General features: G+C 41.4%; 3 protein-coding genes. All 3 read right to left on the bottom strand.

What is annotated here, in order from left to right; genetic code table 11:
* Positions 1-228: 228 nt before the first annotated feature.
* Complete coding sequence (locus tag EST62_RS12115) at positions 229-1,602, bottom strand: lipopolysaccharide biosynthesis protein (protein WP_129052336.1); 1,374 nt, start codon at positions 1,600-1,602, stop codon at positions 229-231.
* Between the two features lie 177 nt (positions 1,603-1,779).
* The gene (gene gmd, locus EST62_RS12110; RefSeq protein WP_129052335.1) at positions 1,780-2,940 is read right to left on the bottom strand and encodes a GDP-mannose 4,6-dehydratase; all 1,161 of its coding nucleotides are present in this window, start codon (positions 2,938-2,940) and stop codon (positions 1,780-1,782) included.
* 106 nt (positions 2,941-3,046) lie between these two features.
* Positions 3,047-4,024, bottom strand: a complete 978-nt coding sequence (locus tag EST62_RS12105) for a GDP-L-fucose synthase (RefSeq protein WP_129052334.1) — start codon at positions 4,022-4,024, stop codon at positions 3,047-3,049.
* Positions 4,025-4,926 lie beyond the last annotated feature (902 nt).

Raw genomic sequence — 4,926 nt, 5'->3', positions numbered from 1 at the left:
ACATTATGACTTTTATGAATATATGTGCTCAATTATTACACTTTTATCTTTAACGAAGCAGAGCTTCGGGGAATATATCCCATAGAGATTCAAACATATTTTACAATTAACTATTTATCATCTTATTGCCGTCCTTAAACTCTTTTATAACCAGCAAAATTTGATCTACTTGAAAAAAAGACAAGCGAACACTTTATAACAATACAATTAATAATCATCTTAAATACTTCAAGAATAAGCACTTATAATTTCTCTCTTGCTTACTGCCCAATAAAACAGTGGCGTTGCAATGATATAGGATATTATCGTAGAGATAAGTATATATTCAATCCCAAGATGAACAAGAGTAACCTTTAATGGCACAACGAGTATGGCAAATAATATGGCCGATAGCACCTGTGGTTTTATAATACCACAACCGTTCATAAACATTGCAAATGCATCGCCTACGGTATAACAAAGCGTCCATAAAAAAAATGAAAGAACAAACGATAATGGAACAGATATAGCCCCATTTGTCCATAATGAAAATATATACTTACTCCCTATAACAAGACCGCCCCCTAACAAAAGAGTGACTCCTGCACTAATCAAAAGACTTCTTTTAAGAGTTTTTCGAATAAAATTTGTATCGCCACGAAAACCGGCATCTGCATATGATGCCCAAAGCGGAGAGTTCATCATGAGCAATGGCTGGGTTACAAACTGAAACAGCCTCTGAGTCACATTATAGACAGCAACTTGCGTTGCCCCCAGAGCACTTGCAATAATCAAGCTATCAGCACCCCAACCCGCTATCATTACCAACTGAAGGATAAAATACATTCCACCTACCTTAAGCAACGCATCTTTCTCATGAAGAATAGCTGATTTTATTCTGGAGAAACGCAATAAATCACGACTTACCAGAACTGGCAAAAGAAAAAAAATGACTATTGTCTGCACACCAAATGTTGCAGAAAGCAAAACTGGTATGCCTGCCCTGTTTTTAGTTGCCAACCACAGAATAACTAATGATAGCAATGATCCTGTTGCTGCCGTGATATGAGTTTCAAACGCTCTTTGCAATCCAACAAAAACTCGTTGAATACCCAAAGTAAAAAGATTCAAACCAAACAAACACGAAAATATAACTAACGACTGACTAACCTCTTTATATATCGAAGGATTTACTCCTTTGATAATCATATCCCACGGAACTAACACTGAAACAAGTAAAAGCAGCAGCCCAACAACGACTCCTAAAAGCAACAGGATTCCTAATCCTCCACTGATCGCTCTTTGCAATATAAATCGATCTTTTTCTGTTACCGCCCTGGCGACATGATTTGTTAATGCGTTACCAATGCCCAGGTCAAGAAAACTGAGTATTCCGCTAATACTTGCTATCGTCATCCAGACACCGAAACGCTCGGCACCAAGATATGGTATCGTCCATCGAACACCGAGAACAACCACAAGCATTGAAAAGCTTTTACTTACCCCATTGGCGATCATCGACCATAGTGCAAGCCGGTAACGTTCATCAGCTCGACCTTGTTCTGTTTCTACATCAAAAGAACTCAGCCTCAAGTATTTTGAAAACGAGAATATTTTTTTCAACTAAAAAATTCTAAATATAAAGTGTCGTGAAACAATATTTCAGTAGTCGCATTAATGAGTGTTTACATAAAATCATTTCACCCCATGCTGGCAAAATATATTTTGGAGATATGTCATCTAAGAAAAGTATGAGAAAAAGCGCATCTCCCAAACATCAATAAAAAAATGAGTTCTATTTTATTCCCTGCTGACTTGAACCTGATAACCACTTGCCTTGAGCAAAGCATTGCGTTTGGCCAGTTCGAGATCATGTTTGACCATCTCTTCAACCATTTGATCGAGCGTTATCTGAGGGATCCAGCCAAGCTCGTTCTTTGCTTTCGACGGATCACCAAGCAAGGTTTCAACTTCTGCTGGCCGGAAGTAGCGCGGATCGATCTGCACGATGATTGATCCGGTACACAATCCTGCATAATCGGTAGTGACTGAATCAACAATACCTACTTCGTCGAGTCCAGCGCCTTCCCATCGAATAGATATACCGAGCTGAAGAGCTGATTTTTCAATAAACTCTTTTACACTGTATTGAACCCCGGTCGCAATTACATAATCCTTTGGATTATTCTGCTGGAGCATCATCCATTGCATACGGACATAGTCTCTGGCATGGCCCCAATCTCGTTTAGCATTAAGGTTACCGATATAAAGACACTCCTCCAGACCCTGACTTATATTGGCTAATGCTCTGGTGATTTTGCGTGTTACGAACGTCTCCCCTCTTCTGGGCGATTCATGGTTAAAAAGAATTCCGTTGCAGGCATACATACCGTAAGCCTCACGGTAGTTTACCGTTATCCAGTACGCATAAAGCTTGGCTACTGCGTAGGGGCTGCGTGGATAGAATGGCGTACTTTCTTTTTGTGGTATTTCCTGAACAAGACCGTAAAGTTCAGATGTCGATGCCTGATAGAATCTTGTTTTCTTTTCAAGTCCGAGGAACCGGATCGCTTCAAGCAAACGCAATGTTCCCATGGCATCGACGTCAGCGGTATATTCAGGCGATTCAAAACTTACAGCGACATGACTTTGTGCTGCAAGATTGTAAACCTCATCCGGCTGTATTTCTGCTACAAGTCGAGTAAGATTGCTGCTGTCTGTCAAATCACCGTAATGAAGCATCAATTTTGGATGATTCGAATGAGGATCCTGATAAAGATGATCGATGCGTTCGGTATTGAATGACGACGATCGACGCTTGATGCCGTGAACCTCATACCCTTTTTCAAGTAAAAGTTCAGCAAGGTATGATCCGTCTTGACCGGTTATACCGGTAATCAAAGCAACTTTTTTTTGCCCTGAAGTACAGGATTCATCGTGCTGGGCGTTCTGTAATAACATGTACGTTGGGGTCTATGATTAAATCTGTCGGTAACTTGTTGTCCAACGACTTCTATTAATTACCTTTTTTGCTTTCGATTTATGCAGACATATAATTATCTGATAGTTATATGCTGGCCGCCGTGTATGCTGATTGCAAAAAATCATTATACGCTATTTTCAGCCCTTCTTTCAGTTCGATTTTCGGATTCCAACCCAAGCTTCTGATAAGGCTGCTGTCCATGAGTTTTCTTGGCGTCCCGTCCGGCTTGGTGGCATCATATTCAATTTTTCCACTGTAGCCTACGACCTCCCTGATCGTTTCAGCCAACTCTTTTATGCTCATGTCAGAGCCTGATCCGACATTGATATGACTGAGCATTGGTTGTGTGTGTTCATCATAGATCTGCTTATCGAGATTCATGATATGCACGCTTGCCGCCGCCATATCGTCAACGTTCAGAAACTCCCGTTTCGGTTTTCCGCTACCCCAAATGGTAACGCTTGGAGCATGAACAACTTTCGCATTATGAAATCGGCTGATAAGGGCGGGAATCACATGGCTGTTCTCGGAGCTGTAATTGTCGCCAATACCGTAAAGATTGGTCGGCATGACGCTCCGGTAATCAGTACCGTATTGCCTGTTATAACTTTCGCAGAGTTTTATACCGGCAATTTTGGCAAGAGCATAGGGTTCGTTTGTCGCCTCAAGTTTTCCGGTAAGCAGTGCATCCTCGGTTATAGGCTGTTTTGCCATTCGGGGATAGATGCAGCTCGAACCGAGAAACAACAGTTTTTGCACCCCTGAACGCCATGCTTCATGGATAACATTTGCTTCGATTACCATGTTCTCATAAAGAAACTCAGCAGGGTACGTATTGTTGGCATAAATACCACCAACTTTCGCCGCAGCGAGATAGACCTGATCCGGTTTTTCCTTCGCGAAGAACTCCTGGGCTGCGACCTGGTTGGTTAGATCAAGTTCCGAGCGATTTCGGGTGACCATGCTTAATTCAGAATAACCGCAGGCTAAAAGATAACGAACGATAGCAGACCCGACCATGCCCCGATGACCTGCCACATAGATTTTAGGAGATTTGGTCACTTAAGTATTTCGTTCAGGGGAAAAATTTTCAATGCACCAGACCGCATTATTACTACTGCAAAGAATATCAACAAAAGGAGTAATTTGCCTTAAAAACTTGATGATTTTTTCGCGAAAATAATTCAGAAAAACTGCAAAAAAAAGAGATTTATCTTGCTGACTGAAGCGTAGCGTAATAAACTCATCTCGTCAATAAAGCAATATCGCGTGGATATTTACCAAGCCCAGTCTGCAAAAAACAGGCTCATTGCTGCCAAAGAGATTACTTCAGTGAGGCCAGAAAAACACCAAAACGAAATACCGACTATACAATTACTATAATCGGGCGAATAAACAAGTAGTATTTACGGCTCCGCCACTTTCACCCACATTAGCCTGAAGCACCGCGGTGATCAATCTTACAATAAATCGCTTGACAAAAATCGGATAACTCATTAATTAAAAACCACTTATACCTAACCTCCGATTTTGCACGACCCTTTGCCAACAGAAGCTGTAATGCGCTTTAAATTTAATAGCAATTTAATAAAAAAGAACAATAATCCGGTTCTTTTACTGTTTATCGGTCAATATTTTGACTTTTAGGCTTTCTGCGTGTTCGGCATCTACATATGACATATAGAATACGAGCCGATCGCTGAACCCCTTTTAGTCCCTGCTCAAAAACGACAAGGTCTTGTCATCTTCCGCAATTGCATCATGCAATTGCGGGAGGAGTATCAAACGATCCGTTCACACAGCGGATTAGGCGGTCTGACGCCGGAAGAATTTCGGCTTCGAGAAACTGAGAATTTCCAAGAACCAGTGTATAGTGGTCCCCGATTTTCGGACAGCGGTTTAAGGTGGTAACTTGGCTGAAAACAAGGTCAAGTTATGAGCGAGAAGAAACGCAACAAGTTCAC

This window comes from Chlorobaculum sp. 24CR (assembly GCF_004118635.1).
GTDB lineage: Bacteria > Bacteroidota > Chlorobiia > Chlorobiales > Chlorobiaceae > Chlorobaculum.
This window is presented reverse-complemented; position numbering and strand designations above follow the sequence as displayed.